Source organism: Halalkalicoccus sp. NIPERK01, from assembly GCF_030287405.1.
Lineage (GTDB): Archaea > Halobacteriota > Halobacteria > Halobacteriales > Halalkalicoccaceae > Halalkalicoccus.
The window spans coordinates 145,997-164,248 of the sequence record NZ_JASVVV010000007.1; the positions used below are offsets into that span (position 1 = coordinate 145,997).

Consider the following 18,252-nt stretch of genomic DNA (forward strand, 5'->3'; position numbering starts at 1 on the left):
ATATCATGGGTTGGAGGTGCTCACACGGCGGGGGCAAGCATCGGACTTCTATCCGGCAGAACTGCTCTCATGGGCATTACTATACGCAGGCTAAAATCCTACCGAACGACGGACGATAGTGTCAATTTATGTGTAGATTGAACGGAGGAGAGACCGGACAGTACCGGCTACGAGAACGGAGAACAGCGGGATACCGGGGTTTAGCGAGCCGATAACGAACCGGTCCCGGACAGCTACAGCGACCGATCTGCGATCACCGGCCGTTGCAGAGATCACGCGACGTTGTGCAGTTGAGACAGCGCTGTACCCGATTTTGGTTGTCGCCGAAGACACGCGCGAACTGTGGCGTGACGAAGCTCCCACAGTTCGAACACTGCGTCTCTGCTAGCCGATCACCCGCCCTGTCCGGAACCGACCTATCCATTGCGTAGGGAAATCACCTCGTGGTGATCGGACTTTATTATCACCCGTCTAACTCGTCTGGGCCGCCGGTTCAGTCCCTCGGTCCGTCGTCCGAGGCGTACACCCCGTCCATCGAGCCGAGGAATATGATGTTCTCCCTGCCGACGGTCAGTTTCGTGATCTCCTCCCCGTCTTCCATCGACGAGAGCAGGCGACTGACCTTCGCCTTCGACCAGTCGGTCCTGTCGACTATCTGTGATTGTTTCATCCGACCGCCGTTCGAAGCCAAGAGCCGGACGATCCGCTCCTCGTCGGTCAGGGCGGGATCGTCGTCACCAAACGCTCGTTCCGCCGAGTCGGCCGGTCCGATGGGTCGTGTCGGCACCCGAGAAGGTCGTGAGTGTCGTGTGGGCGGTTCGGGCGGCTCGTCCGATATCCGCGCACGCGTTAGCGCCATCCCCGCCAGCATACCGCCGAGCAGGCCGACGACCAGGGCGATCATACAGTCGATACCGGGGGTGAGCTGGAGGAGTACCGCCGGTCCGGATACGAGTCCCCCATACGAGTACCATCGGTTTCCCTGGCGCCGAATCGGACGAGGACACCGCTCGCTGGCTGTACACCGAGCAGTCACCGGTGCTGTGGTTTCCGACGCGGTCGTGTCCATTTATGGCGTGCGAGTCGAGTGTCAGTCGCCGGACGACCGTACCAGCCCCACCGTCACGGCGGCGTAGATCGCGGTTATCAGCGTCGCCAAGCCGAGGCTGGTGATCGGTGCGAAGCCGAGCCACGCGAGCGCGACGAGCGAGATACTGACCGCGGTCGCCCCTCCGTAGTAGTTGGTCCACTTGTCGTTATCGAGCCCCTGGGCTCTCGGTTGATCGTCGGACTCCCGAAGGTACCGCGACACCTGGTCAGCGAGCGGCGTCCGCTCGACCACCCCGCGGCTTCGGTTGTAGGTGATGAGGTCGAAATCGGCGAGCTTCGGGAGATGGGACTGGTACAGCGCGATGTAGACGCGCTGGCGCTGATCGGAGGTCAACTGCTGGACGGTGGTATCGTGTTCCCAGGCCGCGACCTGCTCCGCGATATCGCGCATGTCGACAGGCCCCTCGGTGCCCGAGAGGTACTGTAACACGCGGCGACGACGTTCGTTCTGGAGAATATGGAACGTATCGTCCTTCGAGAGAGAGCGTTCAGGGGGAGCGACCTCCGAAACGGCAGCGTCGTTCGAGGGGTGCTCCGCATTGACGGTCGACATCATTTCGTCGTTTCGCACTATCAGTCGACGCATAATAAACCGGCCGTTGTTCCACGTAGTTTTAGACCGTTCCATACTGTTTCGGGCGAGAGCGCGGATCGTGAAATATAATAGTTCCGATATCATAAAGCACCGCCAAAGACACGGGATGACGACCCGATACCCGGCTCTTTACCGCCGATTCATGGATAATACCACCAATAGGGTTCGGGCCTTGGAAAGAAAGATAATATTAATTATATGATAAACGATTGTTTCTTACAGTAGTCAATATATCACATTTTTCTGTTTACGGATGAAGTCGAAGAGTGGTTGTGTAGAGCGTAAGGAGACGATCCGCCATCTCATCGAGCCCTAATCCGTCGATAACGTCCCGGCTATCGGCTCTCTCGCCCCGTTCGAGGGCGGAATCGAGATGGCGCGCGAGCGAGTCCGCGGACTCGCCGATGTAACAGTTCGAAACGTCCTTCAGGACGTCGCGGACGAACCCGACGTCCGTCGAGACGACCGGCAGATCGCAGGCAGCGGCCTCCTTGACGACCATCGGGCCGCTCTCGCGTTCGGAGGTGACGAGCAGCGCGTCGCTCGCGTTCATCACGTACGGCATCTCCTCGTAGGCGAGACCAGAGACCGTCCGCAGTTCGGCCTCGACCGAGAGGCGCTCGATCACGCGCTCGGCGAGCGGGTGGTTCTTCACCGCCCTGTCGGGATCGTAGGGGAAGAGGACGATCCGGGTATCCGGGTCCCACCCCAGATGCTCGCGTGCCTCCTCGCGGTCCATCGGCCGAAACAGGTCGGTGTCGACGCCGAACGGGACGACCGTGTGGGGGCGGTCGAGTTCGCGCGAGACCGCCGCCGAGGGGGCGATGACGGCGTCGCTGTGGCGGGCGGCAAAGCGCGTGACTCGGTCGAGCCGGTTCGAGTAACCCATCACCTCGGACCCCCAGATCGAGAGGATCACCGGACGCACCGGCTGGGCGAGTGCGAACGGGCCGACCAGTCCGTAGTTCGCGTGAACGAGGTCGTAGTCCCCGAGGAGGGCCTCGCGGAGGACTCGCCGGTAAAAGCGGGCGAACTCGGCAGGTCCTCGACCGTTCTCGGGCCGAGGGACCTCGACAACCGTACACTCGACGCCCCGCTCTTCGAGCATACGCACCTGCTGGTCGAAGAACGATCGGGGCGTCGTCACCAACTGGAGGGCCCTAATAGGAGCCATCGCCGGTGAGTGCCCCGAGGATCACGTCCGTCGTGTCAACCTTCTCGTCGAGCAGGCGCTCGCGAGCGGCCTCCCAGTCCCGGTCCTCCTCGCCCGAGAGGATCGATTCGGCGACGTCGAGGGCCATCCGGTGGCGAAACGACCCCTGACAGTTGTACAGGAGGCCGTAACGCGCCTCGAGTTCGTCGGTATAACCCATCCGAAGGGTGTTGACGTAGACCGCGGGCGTTCCCAGCACCGCGCTCTCTGCGGCCATCGTCGCGCCCTCGCCGACGAACAGCGACGCTCCAGCGAGCAGGTCGTGCATCCGATGTGGCTCGATGTCGACCTGCCTGTCGCGCACGCGAGCCGGTAGGTCGCCCTCGGCGGTGATCAGTACCCGTACCCCGGTGGCTTCGAGCCGATCGACCACGTCGCCGACGTCGTCGATGCCGCCCGCGCCGGCGTCGTGGGAGGCCTCCCACGAGACGAGTCGGAGGACGACGTACTCGTCGTCGGGGCCGAGCCCGACGTCCTCGCGGATCGACTCGTCGGGCGTAAAGCGATCGGGATGGAGGTAGGCGAGTTCGTGATAGCCCGGATAGCGGATCTGTTTCGCGCCGAAGTCCGCGTGGAAGCACTCGGGCGTCCAGATCTCGTCCGCGAAGGGGGCCATCAGTCGGTTCGTCAGCGTCGCGTGTTCGGTGTCGGTGAAGACGACGCTCCTCGCGCCGACCGCACGCGCGACGTGGGCGACGGCCGATCCGCCGATCGCGGTCATCACGTCCGGCTCGAACTCGCGGGCGTGACGCAACATCCTCGCCTCGTAGAGCGCCTGTGAGGCGAGCAGCCGGATCCCTGAGCCCGAGCGGCCGATCACGTCGTACTCGAAGCCGTAGGCGTCGAGCAGGTCGGTCGCGACCTCCGAGTCGCGCACGACGATCGAGATCTCGTGGTCGGTCTCGAGGTCGCGGATCGCGTGCTTGTAGAAGTGGACGTGAGCCGGGTGCTGGATCGCGACCAGCAGGCGCTCAGAGCTTGCGGTAGGCATACCCGGCCTCCTCGACCTCATCTTCGTCCAGTACGCCCTTCACGTCCATGAGGACGGGATTCTCGGCGAGCTGTTCTTTCGCGGCCTCGAGGTCGAACTCCTCGAGGATCGCGTCGTGGGGCGTCGCCAGCACGATCCCGTTGGCGCCGTCGAAGGCCATCTCGGGCAGCGGGTCGATCCCGAACGACTCGCGGACCCGTTCGTCCGGCGCGAGGGGGTCGTAGCCGTCGCACTCGATGCCGTACTCCGCGAGCGTCGTGATGACGCCGCCGATCTCCGAGGTGCGGAGGTCGCCGACGTTCGGCTTGTACGCCAGCCCGAGCACGACCAGCCGGCTCTCTCGGAGGACCTTGCCGGCCTCGTTGAGCGCCTTGAGCGTGAGTTCGGCCGTGTGTTTTGGCATGTACTCGTTGACCTCGCGGGCCTGGAGGATGAGCTTCGGCGAGTAGCCCGCACGTTCCGAGCCATGCACCAGGAACAGAGGGTCGACGGGGATGCAGTGGCCGCCGACCAATCCGGGGGAGTACTCGTGGAAGTTCCACTTCGAGGCGGCTGCGTCGATGACCTCCTTCGTGTCCAGCCCCATATGATCACAGATCAACGCGAGTTCGTTGACGACCGCGATGTTGACGTCCCGCTGGACGTTCTCGAGCACCTTCGCCGCCTCCGCGGTCTCGATCGTGGGCGCTCGATAGAGCCCGGCGTCGATGATCGTCCCGTAGAGCGCGGCGAGGTCTTCGAGGGTTTCGTCGGTGTCGCCGCTGACGATCTTTTTGACCTCGCGCAGGCTCTTGTCGGTCCCCGGGGCGAGGCGCTCGGGCGAGTAGCCCATGTTGAACCCCTCGCTCTGGGTCAACCCCGAGGTCGCCTCGATGGCCGGCCCGAGGACGTCCCGTGTCACGCCGGGGTAGACGGTCGACTCGAGGACCACGGTCGCGCCGGGAGAGAGGTGTTCGCCGACGGTCCGACCCGCACTCTCGACGAAGTCGAGGTTCGGGTTCTTCATGCTGTCGACCGGCGTCGGCACCGTGATGACGACGTAGTCGGCGCGTTCGATTCCGGTCGGGTCCGTGGTGAAGGCGATCCCGCTTCCGGTGACGGCGTCGTCGCCGATCTCGCCGGTCGGGTCGCGGCCCGCCGAGAGCCCCGCTATCTTCTCCTCGTCGACGTCGTAGCCGATCACGTCGAGGCCCTCCTCGTCGAAGGCGTTCGCGAGCGGCAGACCGACGTAGCCGAGACCAACGATACAGACCGTATCTCCGGCGGGTTCAGGCATTGATACCGATTCCTCTGTAGTAGATTCCGTGTTCATTCTGTAGCTCCGAAAGGGCCTGCCGGCCGTCGACGACGACCAACGGGTCGTCGGCCGCCAGCGCAGGTATCTCGAGGTCCTCGAACGCTTCCTGGGCGGTCACCAACACGACCGCGTCGTAGGTGCGCCCGCGTGCGTCGTCGAGCGAGACGACGTCCGCACCGGCCTCCTCGAACGGTCCGTGGGTGTCGGTGATCGGGTCGACAGCCGTGACGTTCGCGCCCGCGCTCACGAGGCGTTCGATGACGCCCATCGCGGGCGTCGCGCGCAGTTCGTCGACGCCGGCCCGATAGGTCAGCCCGAGGACGAGCACGTCGCTTCCCTCGGTCTCCTTGCCGTGTTTCGTCAACCCGGAGAGGGCGAGTTCCGCGGTGTAGGTCGGCATGGTGTCGTTGATCTCGCGGGAGAGTTCCATCAGCCGCGAGTCGGCATCGAACGTCTGGATCAGGAAGTGCGGGTAGTAGGGGATACAGTGGCCCCCGACGCCCGCACCCGGAATGTGCAGATCACAGAACGGCTGGGTGTTGGCCGCTTCGATCGCCTCCAGCACGCTGATCTCCAGTTCCTCGGCGTGTTTCGTCAGTTCGTTCGCGAGCGCGATGTTGACGTCGCGATACACCCCCTCGAACACCTTGACCGCCTCCGCGGTGGTGGCGTCCGAAACGGGGATGATCTCCTGGCTATTGATCTCGCCGTAGATCAGTTCGGCTACGCGCGTGCTCTCGTCGTCGAGTCCGCCGACGATCTTCGGGTACGCACCCCGAATATCCTCGATTGCCCGCCCGCTCGCGGTGCGTTCGGGACAGAACGCGACGCCGAACTCCTCGCGATCCAGCCCGCTTTCGGCGGCGAGCAGCGGCGCGACGACGTCCCGACAGGTGCGCGGCGGGACCGTCGATTCGAGGATCACCTGGTCGCCCGGCGCGAGCCCCGAGGCGACCGTCTCCATCACCGTCTCGACGATCGAGAGGTCGGGCTTGCTGTTCTCGTCGATCAGCGTGGGAACGATCACGACGTGGACCCGGGCGGCCGCCGCGGCCGCCCGGCCGTCGGTCGTCGCCGAGAGCGCGCCCCGGTCGACGACCTCGCGGACGAGATCGGAGAGACCGGGTTCGCCGACGATGTGGTTCTCGCCGGCGTTGACGCCCTCGACCACCTCGGGGTCGACGTCCATCCCGGTGACGTTGCCCGTCACGTCGGCGTAGACCGACGCGAGGGGCAGACCCATCTTGCCGAGCCCGTAGACCGCGACGGGGACCTCGCCGCTCGTCAGGGCAGTGCGTTGTTCGTCGATCGATGCATCCGAGCCGTAGAGCGCCGGAGCGCTCCGTACCGTATCAGTCATGGAGTAGGTTCTCCCCCGAGAGGGACTCGGGAAGGTCGCGGTGTCGAGCGGGCGTCCCCAGCGCGAGGGTGTGGGGCGGGACGTCCTCGGTGACGGTCGCCCCCGCCGCGACGAACGATCCCGCGCCGATCCGCACGCCCGGCAGGATCGTCGCGTTGGCGCCGACCGAGACGCCGTCCTCGAGGGTCGGGCCCACGAGGTCGGCGTCCCGCCGTACGGGGTAGGGATCGTTCGTCATCACCGCACGCGGGCCGACGAAGACGTTCGACCCGATCGTCGTGTTCGTCGGGACGTAGACGCCCGTCTGGAGGCTGACGTGCGAGCCGATCTCCGTGGTGCCGTCGATCACGGTGTCGGTCCCGACGATCACGCTGTCGCCGATCGTCGTCTTCTCGCGAACGAGCGCGTTGTGACCCGTCGTGAAGTCGTCGCCGATCTCGACGTCCGCGTAGACGATCGTCCCCTTGCGGATGCGGGCACGATCGCCGATCACGGCGGGATCGGCCGACTCGTCGTGGAGATACCCCACGGAGTCGGGGTCGTCGATCACACACTCCTCGCCGAGTTCGACGCGCGTCTCGGTCATCCGGCGGGCCTCCTGTCGTCGGGTCGTGTCGTGAGCATGGAAGTCATCGTATTCGTTCGCGTGCGGGCTATAGGAGGCTGTCGCTCCCCGGAGTGTTTAGTATGTGATACATAAATCGTGCTATACGGTATCGGTCGGCGGCGGCGTCTCGCGGCCGGCCAGTTCGTCGATCTCGCGCGCGAGCGAGAGCGCCCGAAGCCCGTCCTCGCCGGTGACGACGGGTTCGGAACCGGTCCGTGCGGCCTCCGCGAACGCCGAGAGCTCGTTCTTCAGGGGTTCGCGGCGCTCGACGAGCACCTGCTCGACGATGTTCTCGTGACGGTAGCGAAAGCCCTCCTGTTTGACGTACTCGGGAAGCGACTGGCGCGTGATCTCGATCGACTGGTCGATGTAGTCGACGATCACCCGACAGTTCTCCGCGGTGATCGTCAGTTCGCGGACCTTCTGCTGGGTGACGCGGCTCGCGGTGAGCTGACCGATCCTGCCCGAGGGGGTCTGGATCGTCGCGGTCGCGTAGTCCGACCCGCGCGTCCCCGCGGCGTAGACATCCCTCGCCTCCTCTCCGAGGATCGACAGGATGATGTCGATGTCGTGGATCATCAGGTCCATCACGGCGGTGTCCTCGATGTCCCGGTCGACCGGCGGGCCGAGCCTGCGCGCTTCCAACGCGATGATATCGAGGTCAGCGAGCAGGTCCTTCAGCGTCATCACCGCCGGGTTGAACCGCTCGATGTGGCCCACCTGCAACACGACGCCCTGTCGCTCGGCCAACCCGATCAGCTCGCGGCCGTCCTCGAGGTCCTCGACGAACGGCTTCTCGACGAGGACGCTCACGCCCGCGTCGATGCACTCCCGTGCGGTGTCGTAGTGGAACTGGGTCGGCACCGCGATCGAGACGACGTCGACCGAATCGAGGAGGTCGTCCATCTCCATGGCCGCCGTTCCGAACGCCTCGGCGACCGACCGGGCCTGTTCGGTGTCCACGTCGTGGACGCCGACGAGCTGGGTCTCGGGGAGTTCCCGGTAGACCCGGGCGTGGTTCTGCCCCATGCTGCCGACGCCGATGACGCCCGCACGGACCGGCGGTTGTTCAGACATGTCGTATCCCTGTGTCCGCGACGGCTTCAACGATCCGATCCACGTCGGCCGACGAGAGGTTCGGGTGAACCGGCAACGAGAGCACCTCCTCGGCCGCGCGCGTGGCGTTCGGCACGTCCGCGTCGTAGCCCTCGTAGGCGTCGAGTTCGTGGATACACGTCGGGTAGTAGATCTTGCTGTCGACGCCCCGCTCCTCGAGCGCGCTCTGGAGGGCGTCCCGCCCGTCGGTTCGGACCGTGTACTGGTGGTAGACGTGCGTTCGGCCCTCGGGCACCGCCGGCGTCTCGACGGCGGTCTCGGCGAGCCCCTCGGTCAGTCGGTCGGCGTTCTCCCGACGGGCCTCGGTGAAGTCGGGAAGCCGCTGTAGCTGGACGCGTCCGAGCGCCGCCGCGATGTTCGTCAGCCGGAGGTTGTGCCCGACCGCGGTGTGGGCGTACTGGGCGCTCCCGTCGCGGCCGTGGTTGATGAACCCCCTGACCCCCGCCTCGATGTCGGGGTCGTCCATCGTCACCATCCCCCCCTCGCCGGTGGTCATGTTCTTCGTCGGGTAGAAGGAGAAACAGGCGACGTCGCCGAGCGAGCCGACGCGCCGGCCGTCGACGGCCGCGCCGTGGGCCTGGGCCGCGTCCTCGATCAGCGCGACGTCGTACTCCGCGGCGAGTTCCGCGAACCGGTCCATGTCCGCCGGCAGGCCGTAGAGGTGGACGGGCATGATCGCCGCGACGTCCTCGCGGTCGCGGAGGATCGACTCGACGGCGTCGGGGTCGAGGTTATAGGTATTAGAATCGATGTCGGCGAAGACGGGTTCGCCGCCGGCCAGTCGGATCGAGTTCGCGGTCGCGACGAACGAGAAGGGGGTGGTGATCACCGCCCGCCCCCGGACGTCGAGGGCCTCGCAGACGGCGTGGAGGGCGGCGGTGCCGTTGGCGGTCGCGACGCCGCGCTCGGCGCCACAGAACTCGGCGAACGCCTCCTCGAAGGCGGTCACGACGTCGCCGCTGGCGATGTAGCCCGAGTCGAGGACCTCCTCGACGGCGTCTCGTTCGCCGTCGCCGATGTCGGGGTTCGCGATCGGGATCATCGACGGCCTCCGGGCGACGGCGAAACGGCGGGATCGCTCGCCGCCGTCGAGCGTGGCCGGGCGTGGTCGTGTTCCGCGTGCGATCCGTCGACCTCGGTAGCGGGGTGGTGTGGGGGTAGTTGCATGGTGGAACTCGTAGCGGGTGACATCCCGCGCTCACCGCGTGCCTAGAGTGAGGGTGCCTTTGTTATAAACGCATTAACCCGCGATAGCGGTGCATAATCGGGAGGAAATCGCTAGCCGCGGCGGCGTTCGTGTCGGTCGATCGACGCGTACCGCCGATCGGACTGTCGGGGGGTTTTTCAAGGCACCTCGCGTAGGCGGGGGAAATGAGAGTCCACCAGTGGACCGGCGACCTGTTCGTGGTCCTCCTCTTCAGCGGGCTGGCCGCGGGCGGCATCCTCGTGGCGGAGGTGTCCTTCACGCCGATCCGCGTCGCGCTCGCGCTCCCGCTCGTCCTGTTGCTGCCCGGGTACGCGTTCATCAGCGCCCTCTTCCCCGACGCCCCCGCCGAGGACGGCAAGGGCCTCGGGACCCTCGAACGGGTCGTCCTCTCGGTCGCGGTGAGCCTCGCGGTCGTCGCGATGATCGCGTACGCCGCGAACTTCACGCCGTACGGGATCACCTTGCTTCCGATCACCGTCGCCGTCGTCGGGTGGACGGTGCTGTTCGCACTGCTCGGTCTCGTTCGACGCGCCAGGCACCCGGCCGAGGGCCGCTACGGCGTGCGGTCGGGCGTCCACCTCGGCGCCGTCGCCGGGCTCTTCACCGTCCAGCGGCGACGCCCGGGCGAGACGCGCGGGCCGTTCGAACCGGAGAACGAACGGCAGCTCCTGTTGAACGTCTTTCTGGTCTTCAGCCTCCTCGCGCTGCTGGCCGGCGGCGTCTACATGGGGGTCGCCGCCCCGTCGCTACCGAACGAGCAGCCCCACACCGAGTTCTACCTGCTCTCGGAGAACGACGAGGGCGAGTTGACCTCGACCGACCTGCCGACGGACCTCTCGGCGGGCGAGACCGCCCCAATCACCATCGCCATCGAGAACCACGAGGGCGAGACCCAGACGTACACCACCGTGGTCTACCAGCAGGAGGTGACGCTGAGCGACGACGGCCGGACCGTCGAGAGCGTCGACGGCGCGGAGGAACTCGACCGGTTCGAGACGACCGTCGAGGACGGCGGGACCGAACAGGTCTCGTACGACGCCGGCCCGACGGCCGACGGCGACGTCTACGTCTGGTTCCTCCTCTATCACGGCGACGTGCCGGACGACCCGTCGCCGGAGAACGCCGACGAGACCACCCGCCTCGCGTTCACCGGCTAAGCACGGGCTCCGTCGCGTCGACGGCGTTCGCCCGCCGGATCGGGGCTCGGTGACGGTTCACCACAGTTTTTCCGTACTGCTCACGGCGCGCGGAGTCGATATAGGAGTCCGCCGGGAAGAAGTCGTTCTATCGGATGGTGTGCGTCGTCGCGACGTCGGCGTAGAGCGAGCCGAGCGACTCGATCACCGTCCCGGGCGCGAAGCGTTCGAGCTGGTGGGGGATCGCCCCCCGGTGGTCGGCGTACGAGTCACAGAGCGTCCCGAAGGCGTCCGCGAGCGAGTCCGGATCGCCGGGCTCGAAGAGCGTCCCGGCGGGGCCGACGATGTAGTCCATGCTCCCGACGTCGGCGCTCACGATCGGCGTGTGGGTCGCGAGCGCCTCGAGCATGACCCGGCCGAACGGCTCGTCGATGATCCCCGGATAGACGAACACGTCCGAGGACCGGTAGAGCTCGGGCAGTTCGCCGTGATCGACGTAGCCGAGCCACGTGATCGCTCCGCTCACGCCGAGGTCGGCCGCGAGTTCGCGGAGCGTCCCCTCGAGCGGGCCGCGGCCGGCGACCTGCAACTCGACCTCGCGCCCGGCCCGCCGGAGCAGGGCGAGCGCCCGAATCAGGGTCTCGACGCCCTTGATGTCCTGGAGCGCGCCGACGTAGAGCGCGGTGATCGGTTCGGTCAGGTCGGCGGGCCCATCGCGCGGCCGGTAGAACTCCTCGTCGTAGAAGTGGGGAACGACGGTCGTCGCCTCGGCGGGGAATCCCAGATCGGCGTAGTCCTCCTTTAGGTGCGGCGAGAGCGCGTGGTAGGCCGTGATCTCGTCGGCGTGGGCCATCGAGGAGCGGACGAACGGGATCTGGCCCATCGAGACGTAGCCCTGTCGGAGCTCGGCCTCGAGTCCCTGTCGGCGTTTCATCGCCGTCGCGGGCACGCAGGTCGCACACTTCAGCCGGCCGGGCCCCGAGCACTTGCGTTCGCCGTGGTACATCATGTCGGCTTTCGGGCAGATGGGTAGATAGGAGTTGAGCGTGAGGAGCGTCGGCACGTCGAGGTCGGCGAGCACGGGGATGAACGCCGAGGAGTAGGAGTGGACCAGATCGTGGCTCTCGAGGGCGGCGCTCTCATCGCGAAGGGCGTCCATCTTCGTGTAGATCGGGTGTGGGAGCTTCGGGAGGCGGTCGTGGAGCACGTACTCGACGCGGTCCTGCGCGGGAAGCGTCGCCTCCGCGGCGTCCATCTGCGTCGAGACGTACACCGTCAGGTCGTGGTGATGGGAGAGCCGTTCGATGTAGATCGTCGAACTGTGGGTCGCGCCGGTGCCGTCGCTGCCCGGACACTCCGCGGGGACGAACGCGACGTCGAGGCGGTCAGACATGGGTACTGGAATCGGTTCCGTCGATCATTCTCGTACTCGTTCTCGGAGGGCGAACCTTATTATCGGTGTCGTATGCTACTCGGTTCGGCGGAGTTCGACACAGAACACCGACCCCTCGGGCTCGTTATCCTCGACCCAGATCTCGCCGTCGTACTGAGTGACAAGGCGGTCGACTAGCGAGAGGCCGATCCCCATTCCCGAACTCGTCTCGCCCCGTTCCCCCTCGGCGAAGATCCGTTCCTTGCGCCGGTCGGGGATGCCGGGGCCGTTGTCCGCGACACGAATCACGACCGTTTCATCCATCCGTTCGGCCGAGAGCCGGACGACAGGGACGTCCTTGTCGTTGTAGAAGATGGCGTTGCTGATGAGGTTGCCGACGACCGACGAGAGGAGGTCGTTCGCGCGCACCCGGAGCCCCGCCACCTCGCCCTCGATCGAGAGTTCGACGCCGCGATACAGCCCCTGGGCCTTCTCGACCTCGGTCGCGAGCACCTGCGAGAGGACGACCGGGTGGAGGTCGACCTCCTCGTCGTCGGTGACGGTCTCGACGATGTCGCCGACGGTGCGGGTCAGCTGGAGGATGTGGTTGCTCGACTGGATGATCTCGTCGATTGCGTCCTGTCCGCGCGGTTCGACGTGTTCTGCGACCTCGCGGGCGCGGCCGACGACGAGGCTGATGTCGTTTCTGATGTCGTGACGGGTGAGCTGGTTGAGGATGGCGAGTTCGCGCGTGCGCGTCCTGAGTTCGCGTTCGGTCTTCTTCCGTTCGATCGCGTAACGAATCGCGCGCGCGAGGACCTCGGGCGTGACGTCGTCCTTCACGAGGTAGTCCTGTGCGCCGTGCGAGACCGCCTCCATCCCGAGGCTCGCCTCGGGCATCCCGGTCAGGACGATCACCGGGACCGTCTCCGTCTTCCCGAGGACGCGTTCGAGGGTGTCGAGACCGGTGCTATCGGGCAGTTGCAGGTCGAGCAAGAGCACGTCGGGGTCGCTCCCCACGAGCGATTCGAGTCCCGCGCCGAGCGATGACTCGTGGATCAACTCGATCGGCGGATCCGTCCGGTGTTCGCGCAGCATCTCTTCGATGAGTCGGGCGTCGCCGGGGTTGTCCTCGATCAGCAGGACCGCCCCGAACGCGGGATTAGTGTTCATGGCGGCGTACCGGCGGGAGCGTCACCGTCGACAGCCAGAACGATTCGAGGTGGTCGATGATCGAGACGAACTGGTCGACCGTCTCGGGCTTCGTGACGTAGGCGTTCGCGTGGAGGTCGTACATCCGAACGACGTCATCTTTCGAGTCAGAGGTAGTAAAAATAGTGATTGGTACCCTACGCAAAATATCGTCCGACTTCACGGCGGCGAGCACCTCCGCGCCGTTGCGCTTCGGGAGGTTGTAATCGAGGAGGACGAACGCCGGGGTCGTGGCGTCGGCGTACTCGCCCCGGGAGAAGAGGTAGTCGATCGCGGCGATCCCGTCGGTGACGACGTCGAGTTCGATCGAGCTGTCGGCCTCCGCGATGGCCTCACGAGCGAGGCGAACGTCGTGTGGGTTGTCCTCGACGAGCAGGACTCGCTCCGTGTCGGTTCGCTCAGGCGTCATTGACCAACGCCCGGAGTTGGGGGTCGTCGGCGGCGTCGACGGGATCGTCCAGTTCCGATTCGAGCGCCTCGATGCGGCGTCGAAGCCGGTCGTACTCGTCGCTGGCGTCGAGTTCGGCCGCCGACTTCTCTGCGCGCAACAGCGACTCCTTCGCGGACAGCGCGAGGTACTCCCGGAGGGGTTCGTCGTGTACCTCGCGTGCGAGCACGTCGGTGACCGTCTCGCGGACCTCCTCCCTGAACCCGGGTTTGACGATGTAGGCGTCGAAGCCCATGTCGACGATGTCGAAGTCCGGCTCGACGGCCGAGAGCATCACCACCCCGCAGTCGAGGTTCCACTCGCGGATCCGCGCGAGGACGTCCTCGCCGGAGATCCCGGGCATCCGCCGATCGAGCAGAACGACGTCGACCGACTCGTCGAGTTTCCTGAAGGCGTCCTCGCCGTCGTACGCCCGTTCGACGGTGTGGTCGGTCTCGAGCCAACCGGCGTGCATCTTCACGAGTCGGGGGTCGTCGTCGACGATCAACACCACGGGATCCGGATCGGGGTCGAGGTGCTGGTCGCCCCACGCGGCGAGCGCCTCGAGCGCCTCCTGCAGTTCGCGTCCCGTGTCCGTGAGCGCGTACTCGACGCGAAGCGGCGACTCGCTCACCACCGTCCTCCGTAGGAGCCCGTTCTCCGTCAGGTCCTCCAGACCGTCGGTGAGGACCTTCGCCGAGATCCCCTCGATCCGCTCTTTGAGTTCGTTGAACCGCAACGGCCCCTCGTCGAGGAGCCGATGGATGATCACCGGATGCCACTTCTTCGATATGAGGTCGACGGTGTCGACGACCTGCTGTGCCCGATCTGTGTTGCTGGTCACCGTCTATCGCCTACTCCCCGTACGGGCTCCTCCGTAATTTATTATACGTTATCTAGATTAAATAAAGTTAGAAATATAACACTAAAAATAAGAATGGTCGCTAGCTGAACAGCGATCTGAAGAAGGCGATGATCCGATCGAGAAGCCCCATCGAGCCCTCCTCGCCGGGTTCCCTGCCGGGAGCCTCCTCCTCTCCCGACTCGTTGGCGCTCACCCTGGGTTCGGGTGCGTCGGTGACGCCGAAGACGTCGAGCGCCTCCTGGACGGTGACGACCTCGATGTTCCGCTGGCGGGCCTGGTCGAGGACGAAATCGACTCGTTCGGGCGGGAGGGTGTCGTACTGGCTGTGGCCGGCGAGGATGCCGTAGTCGGGCTCCTCGGCGACGTTATCGAGGAAGGTCTCGATCTCGGCCTCGTCCATTCGATCGGTCTCCATGTACCGGCGCCCGAGGCCGTAGGGTTCGGGCTGGTACTCGGGGTTGAGACCGACGCCGTCCCGTTGGGGCGTCGCGGCGTAGTACTCGGGGACGAGTTCGCTCACGAGGCCGTCGTCGCGCTCGTACGGGTAGATGAAGTTCGTGACCTGCCCCTCGCCGACGTACCCCTCGAGTCGGGACTGCGAGTCCGCGAGGATCTCGCGGAGGAACTCCTCGGTGTACCGAACGCGCGTGGTGGAGGCGGCCGAAAAGCCCTCGGCGATCCCCTCCTCGAGTTCGATGTAGGAGCCGGTCCCGTCCTCGCCATTCCCGGCGACGGTCGCCTCGGCCTCGGTGCCGGTCTCGTCGAAGACGACGATCGGATCGCCCTCGAACCGACCGTGGACGGCCACCTCGGGGTAGATTCGGGTGTCTCCGGCCTCGATGTCCCGGGCGATCGGCACCTCGCCGAGCGCCCGGTGGTCGACGGTGTGGGACATGACCTCCCAGCCGGCGTCCGACATCTCCAGTAGTCGGCCGCTGCTGAGCCACTCGCTCGAGGAGTTTATCAGGCCGGGACAGGCCGCGATGCAACCCGGCGCGTCGTAGCGCCGGTGGACCTGGTACATCTCGTAGTCCTCCGCCGGGCCGTCGTCGTAGATTAGCGAGAGGTAGCCCGCCGGTTCGTCGCCCTCGTCTTGGGCGCCGGCGGTGGCCGACAGGCCCGAAACGCCGATCGTGGCCGCCCCGGCACCGATCGCCCGCATGAACGACCGGCGACCCGAGCGAAATCCAGTGGTGTTCGTCATCGTCCATAGTATCCGAGCCCCGACCTTTATTTATACATCGGATAAATTCCGCTAGCCAGTCCCTTCCACGACGACCGATCGGGCGTCGGAACCGGCCGGCTGAATCGACCGATATCGACCGTATCGAGTGCTTACTCGGCGGTAACCGCCTCCGATTACCTTCATATAAGCTTATATTAATATGTTATCTGGTATTTTTTGAATTCGTGAGTAAGCGTGACTGAATATCCACACACCACGAACGAATCGTCGTCGGGGCTCTCCCGACGGACCTTCATGAAGGCGGCCGGTGCGGCGGGCGCCGTCGCGGCCGTCGGCACGACGCAGGCCGCGGCGGACGAGGGAACCGACGAGGGAATCGTCGTTCCCCAACTCGAGAACGCCCCCGCGGAGCTCGCCATCGGCTCGGTCATCCCGCACCGGCGCGTGGGACCGGACGTCGACGGCGGCTACCACACCGCGAGCCGGTGGGGGATCCACTTCGAGACCAGCCGACCGATCCACATCGAGGGCGCGACGATCGACGCCCAGCGCTCGGGAACGTTCACGGCGGTCCTGGCCCGCTACGACGGCGGAAGCCGGTTCGAGCCGATCGCGGAGCGCGAGATCGACGCCACGGGCGGGAGACAGCAGATCACCCTCGACATGTACGTCCCCGAGGGCGGCGAGTACCTCCTCACCCGCGAGGGGAGCTTCCCGCTCCGGCGCGTCGCGTGGGACGACTGGTTCCGCGAGACGTCGAGCCCGCTCAACGTGATCGGCGGCTCGAAGCCCGGCGACTACGACAAACCGAACGAGTATTGGTACTACTTCTTCAACCTGGAGGTGGCGACGGCCGACCTCACCATGTCGGCGGCACAGGTCGAAGGAGCCGATCGAAAGGTGTTCGACATGCGAACCCTCGCGGAGAACGTCGGCCTCGACGAGTCCGACCGCTGTGACGACCTCCTTCGCGAGGTCGTCGCGTGTGCCGAGACGGGCGACAAGATCAAGTTCCGCGACGGAACCTTCCGCCTCGACGACCTGCACGTCGTGCGCAAGTCGCTGGTCGTCGAGGGCGAGAACGCCACCCTCGACTTCGGCGACTCGGGCGGGCTTCACTTCCGGGGCAGCCACTACAACGGCGCGACCCCCGAGACGACCACCGTCCCGACGGGGTCGATCCGCAAGGGCGAACGCAGCGTCAACACCGAAGGGACGAGCGGCTTCTCGGACGGGGACTACGTCCTCATCGAGACGGGCTACACGAGCTGGTCCGACCAGCACCCCCTCCGGACGGGGTCGAACTACAAGTGTCAGGTCGCGAGCATCGAGTACACCTCGGGGTCGTGGTTCGTCCTCGACCAGGCCACCCAGACGTACTTCGACATGGGCTTCGACGGCGGGGAACACGAGATCGAGATCCACCGGCTCGAACCCCTCGAGAACCCCGTCTTCCGCAACCTGAAGACGGTCGGCGGGGAGATCCCCCTGCGCATGGAGTGCTGTGTCAACGGCCGCTTCGAGAACTGTGAGGTCCGCGACTACGAGAACTACGCCCACCGCGTCGACTACTGCCTCGGCACGGTCTACGACAACCCCGTCGCGACGAACCCCAAGGGCCGAAAGAGCGCCCAGGGCGAGGCCCTCCAGGTGGCCCACTCGACGGACACGACCATCAACAACCCCCGCGTGCACAAGTGTCGCCGCGGGATCGACTTCGCGAACGGCGTCTTCGAGGTCGAGATCAACAATCCCTACATCACGGGTGCCTCGATGCACGCCATCTCGACCCACGGCGGGTCGGCGACCGCGGGCAACATCTACGTCGACGGCGGCGTCCTCGAGGCGGATTCGCGCGACGGTGACTCGGGCGAGTACTACTGGGGCAACGGCATCTCACTCTCGCGCGCCTGCGAGTCGGCGAAGATCAACGGCACGACGATCCGCGCGACCCGTTCGGCGATCAGCGCCAACGCCCACGCGCTGACCGCGACCGGCATCGTCATCGAGTCGGTGCGGAAGTCGGTCGGCAGCGCCAACGAGACGCTCTCGGACGACCCGATCGCCGTCCGCTTCGGCGGCGGGAAGGCGTACGTCTCGGGCGTCCTCAACGACGAACACGGCCAGTTCCGACAGATCAGCGACACCCGCGGTGCGGACAGCGCGAAGATCGACCTCGTCTGAACCCGCTGACGCAGGCCCTCCCATCAACCGGTTCGAGCAGTCGGCTGTTCTGTCAAATTTCCTGTATTGTATTGAGACGCTCCGGGTTTCGAAAGGACTACGAATAGCAGTTGCTGTCGTGGGAACGAAATGCGAGACCACGACCACGAAGAGCGCAGTTCCGTTAGCAGACGCGGCTATCTCGGTGCCGTCGGCGGACTCGCGGCGACACCCCTTCTCGGATCACTCGCGAGCGCGGACGACTCCGACGATTCGACCGGCAGTCGCTCGGCCGACACCTCCGACTACTCGAGGGTAGTGAACGTCGTCGAGGCCGGCGCCGACAACGACGGCGACAGCTCGATCACCTCCACGCTCCGCCAGGTCGCCGAAGA

General features: G+C 65.8%; 17 protein-coding genes and 1 pseudogene. 3 read left to right on the top strand and 15 right to left on the bottom strand.

Features of this window, described 5'->3' with window-relative positions:
- Positions 1-253: 253 nt before the first annotated feature.
- The 10 genes from QRT08_RS19055 to QRT08_RS16715 form a co-directional block, all read right to left on the bottom strand.
- Positions 254-424 (bottom strand): DUF7563 family protein, encoded by a 171-nt coding sequence (locus tag QRT08_RS19055; protein ID WP_483299973.1) that lies wholly within the window; start codon positions 422-424, stop codon positions 254-256.
- 69 nt (positions 425-493) lie between these two features.
- A complete protein-coding gene (locus tag QRT08_RS16675; RefSeq protein WP_286047106.1) occupies positions 494-904 on the bottom strand; it encodes a helix-turn-helix transcriptional regulator in 411 nt (136 codons plus the stop codon).
- 186 nt (positions 905-1,090) lie between these two features.
- Positions 1,091-1,663: a DUF7344 domain-containing protein gene (locus QRT08_RS16680; RefSeq protein WP_286047107.1), complete on the bottom strand. Its 573-nt coding sequence runs from the start codon at positions 1,661-1,663 to the stop codon at positions 1,091-1,093.
- A 289-nt stretch (positions 1,664-1,952) separates the two neighbouring features.
- Positions 1,953-2,879: a glycosyltransferase gene (locus QRT08_RS16685; protein ID WP_303650385.1), complete on the bottom strand. Its 927-nt coding sequence runs from the start codon at positions 2,877-2,879 to the stop codon at positions 1,953-1,955.
- Positions 2,866-3,909: a DUF354 domain-containing protein gene (locus tag QRT08_RS16690; protein ID WP_286047109.1), complete on the bottom strand. Its 1,044-nt coding sequence runs from the start codon at positions 3,907-3,909 to the stop codon at positions 2,866-2,868. Before QRT08_RS16690 ends, QRT08_RS16685 begins: the two co-directional genes overlap by 14 nt.
- Positions 3,890-5,185, bottom strand: a complete 1,296-nt coding sequence (locus QRT08_RS16695; protein WP_286047110.1) for a nucleotide sugar dehydrogenase — start codon at positions 5,183-5,185, stop codon at positions 3,890-3,892. The genes QRT08_RS16690 and QRT08_RS16695 overlap by 20 nt, the downstream gene beginning before the upstream one ends.
- Complete coding sequence (locus QRT08_RS16700; protein WP_286047111.1) at positions 5,178-6,566, bottom strand: nucleotide sugar dehydrogenase; 1,389 nt, start codon at positions 6,564-6,566, stop codon at positions 5,178-5,180. The genes QRT08_RS16695 and QRT08_RS16700 overlap by 8 nt, the downstream gene beginning before the upstream one ends.
- Positions 6,559-7,152, bottom strand: coding sequence for an acyltransferase (locus QRT08_RS16705; protein WP_286047112.1), 594 nt, complete (start codon positions 7,150-7,152; stop codon positions 6,559-6,561). The genes QRT08_RS16700 and QRT08_RS16705 overlap by 8 nt, the downstream gene beginning before the upstream one ends.
- Positions 7,153-7,272: 120 nt before the next feature.
- Positions 7,273-8,250 (bottom strand): Gfo/Idh/MocA family protein, encoded by a 978-nt coding sequence (locus QRT08_RS16710; protein ID WP_286047113.1) that lies wholly within the window; start codon positions 8,248-8,250, stop codon positions 7,273-7,275.
- Positions 8,243-9,331, bottom strand: coding sequence for a DegT/DnrJ/EryC1/StrS family aminotransferase (locus tag QRT08_RS16715; protein WP_286047114.1), 1,089 nt, complete (start codon positions 9,329-9,331; stop codon positions 8,243-8,245). Before QRT08_RS16715 ends, QRT08_RS16710 begins: the two co-directional genes overlap by 8 nt.
- 329 nt (positions 9,332-9,660) lie before the next feature.
- On the opposite strand from QRT08_RS16715, the gene QRT08_RS16720 reads away from it, so the two are divergent.
- Complete coding sequence (locus tag QRT08_RS16720; protein WP_286047115.1) at positions 9,661-10,653, top strand: DUF1616 domain-containing protein; 993 nt, start codon at positions 9,661-9,663, stop codon at positions 10,651-10,653.
- Between the two features lie 127 nt (positions 10,654-10,780).
- Here QRT08_RS16720 and QRT08_RS16725 read toward each other — a convergent pair whose 3' ends face one another.
- From QRT08_RS16725 to QRT08_RS16745, 5 genes are all read right to left on the bottom strand, one after another.
- Complete coding sequence (locus QRT08_RS16725) at positions 10,781-12,025, bottom strand: glycosyltransferase (RefSeq protein ID WP_286047116.1); 1,245 nt, start codon at positions 12,023-12,025, stop codon at positions 10,781-10,783.
- A 75-nt stretch (positions 12,026-12,100) separates the two neighbouring features.
- Complete coding sequence (locus QRT08_RS16730; RefSeq protein WP_286047117.1) at positions 12,101-13,177, bottom strand: ATP-binding response regulator; 1,077 nt, start codon at positions 13,175-13,177, stop codon at positions 12,101-12,103.
- A complete protein-coding gene (locus tag QRT08_RS16735; protein ID WP_286047118.1) occupies positions 13,167-13,625 on the bottom strand; it encodes a response regulator in 459 nt (152 codons plus the stop codon). The genes QRT08_RS16730 and QRT08_RS16735 overlap by 11 nt, the downstream gene beginning before the upstream one ends.
- A complete protein-coding gene (locus QRT08_RS18945) occupies positions 13,615-14,487 on the bottom strand; it encodes a winged helix-turn-helix transcriptional regulator (RefSeq protein ID WP_286047119.1) in 873 nt (290 codons plus the stop codon). The genes QRT08_RS16735 and QRT08_RS18945 overlap by 11 nt, the downstream gene beginning before the upstream one ends.
- A gap of 100 nt (positions 14,488-14,587) precedes the next feature.
- On the bottom strand, positions 14,588-15,712 hold the full coding sequence (locus QRT08_RS16745) for a polysaccharide deacetylase family protein (protein ID WP_286047120.1): 1,125 nt from the start codon (positions 15,710-15,712) through the stop codon (positions 14,588-14,590).
- Positions 15,713-15,928: 216 nt separating this feature from the next.
- Here QRT08_RS16745 and QRT08_RS16750 point away from each other — a divergent pair, with 216 nt between their 5' ends.
- A complete protein-coding gene (locus tag QRT08_RS16750) occupies positions 15,929-17,878 on the top strand; it encodes a twin-arginine translocation signal domain-containing protein (protein ID WP_286047121.1) in 1,950 nt (649 codons plus the stop codon).
- 129 nt (positions 17,879-18,007) lie between these two features.
- Positions 18,008-18,252 (top strand): annotated as a pseudogene (locus QRT08_RS16755) (hypothetical protein); the annotation flags it as partial.